This is a genomic window from Oligella ureolytica DSM 18253 (genome assembly GCF_000373745.1).
Lineage (GTDB): Bacteria > Pseudomonadota > Gammaproteobacteria > Burkholderiales > Burkholderiaceae_B > Oligella > Oligella ureolytica.
Window position 1 is genome coordinate 1 of record NZ_KB892365.1, and the last position, 1,537, is coordinate 1,537.

Below are 1,537 nucleotides of genomic sequence, written 5' to 3' on the forward strand. Positions count from 1 at the left end.
TTAACAACGTGAAATTCCAAGACGGCGAACAAGTAATGGAGCAATCAGACAGGAAAGCTGCTTGATGCCCATACACCAGATTTGACTATAACTCTCAAATCTAAGAGAATAGGCTTTAGTTTCAACCAAAGCTTGTCACTAAGTATTGTTTGGAGCATAGAAATAGAGAGTTAGTTAAAAGTTTTCTGGCGATAATATTTTACTACTCTCTATTTTTTATTTCCAATGTGCAACAGACCCTAATCTAAAAATTTGATCCAAAAGGAAAGTTAACTCATCATGGACGTACGTAAACACAAGGCTAGTTTTTTTAGCGTAGTAATTACTTTTTTATGTCTCACGCTATCATTAAATGCTAATGCAACAGACTCAGTACTTGAAGCGGTTACCAATGCTGAAACTGAATTAGGCGCTAGAATTGGTCTAGCTGTGCATGATTTGGAAACGGGAAAACGTTGGGAACATAAATCTAATGAACGTTTTCCTCTAAGTAGTACCTTTAAAACACTTGCCTGTGCAAACGTTCTTCAAAGAGTTGATCTAGGTAAAGAAAGAATTGATAGAGTTGTGAGATTCTCTGAAAGCAATCTCGTTACATACTCACCTGTAACAGAAAAACATGTGGGTAAAAAAGGGATGTCGCTCGCAGAGCTGTGTCAGGCCACATTATCAACCAGTGATAATTCAGCTGCCAATTTTATTCTACAAGCGATTGGTGGACCTAAGGCTCTAACGAAATTTTTGCGTTCCATTGGCGACGATACTACGCGCCTTGATCGCTGGGAAACAGAACTTAACGAAGCGGTGCCTGGAGATAAGCGAGACACGACAACACCAATTGCAATGGTAACGACACTTGAAAAGTTACTAATTGACGAAACACTATCTATCAAATCTCGTCAACAACTAGAATCTTGGCTTAAAGGTAATGAGGTTGGCGATGCATTGTTTCGTAAAGGCGTTCCAAGTGACTGGATAGTAGCAGATAGAACAGGCGCTGGTGGTTATGGGTCGCGTGCTATTACTGCGGTGATGTGGCCTCCAAATCGCAAGCCTATCGTAGCCGCTCTATACATTACAGAGACAGACGCCTCGTTTGAAGAAAGAAATGCTGTCATTGCAAAAATTGGTGAGCAAATAGCGAAGACAGTATTAATGGAGAATAGCCGTAACTGATTTATTTATAGTTCGATGCCTGTATAGCGCACCGATCATATTCCTATAACAGAGTTTGTGACAGATAAGGATTAGCAGTATGTTGAATATAAACGATGTTATTAAAGTCTCAAAAGGTATTCAAGATAATATCAGAGCGGGTGAGGTGGGAACTGTAGTACATATCTTTGATGTGATTCCTCCCGTATATGAAATTGAGTTTTCTGATGATCAGGGTCGTACAATTGAAACTGTACCTTTAAAAGAAGAAGACATGAGCCTTTATTGAGCTATAGTCATTTGTGGTGTATGAGGAAAAAAGAAGGTGGCGTATCCTGTTGATTGTTTCGACCAAGAAATAACCAACAGTTGAGTGATACGC

Annotated in this window: 2 protein-coding genes; both read left to right on the forward strand. The window is 39.5% G+C overall.

What is annotated here, in order from left to right; genetic code table 11:
- The first annotated feature begins 279 nt into the window (after positions 1-279).
- Positions 280-1,176 (forward strand): RTG family carbenicillin-hydrolyzing class A beta-lactamase CARB-16, encoded by an 897-nt coding sequence (locus B092_RS0112925; RefSeq protein WP_015589625.1) that lies wholly within the window; start codon positions 280-282, stop codon positions 1,174-1,176.
- 79 nt (positions 1,177-1,255) lie between these two features.
- Positions 1,256-1,444 carry a DUF4926 domain-containing protein gene (locus B092_RS14540; protein WP_018575640.1) on the forward strand — a complete coding sequence of 63 codons (189 nt, stop codon included), beginning with the start codon at positions 1,256-1,258 and terminating at the stop codon, positions 1,442-1,444.
- The last annotated feature ends 93 nt before the right edge of the window (positions 1,445-1,537 follow it).

What these genes read in the sequence shown, in the direction of transcription:
- B092_RS0112925 (WP_015589625.1), top strand. Translation starts at nt 280, where the DNA reads ATGGACGTACGTAAACACAAGGCTAGTTTTTTTAGCGTAGTAATTACT.
- B092_RS14540 (WP_018575640.1), top strand. Translation starts at nt 1,256, where the DNA reads ATGTTGAATATAAACGATGTTATTAAAGTCTCAAAAGGTATTCAAGAT.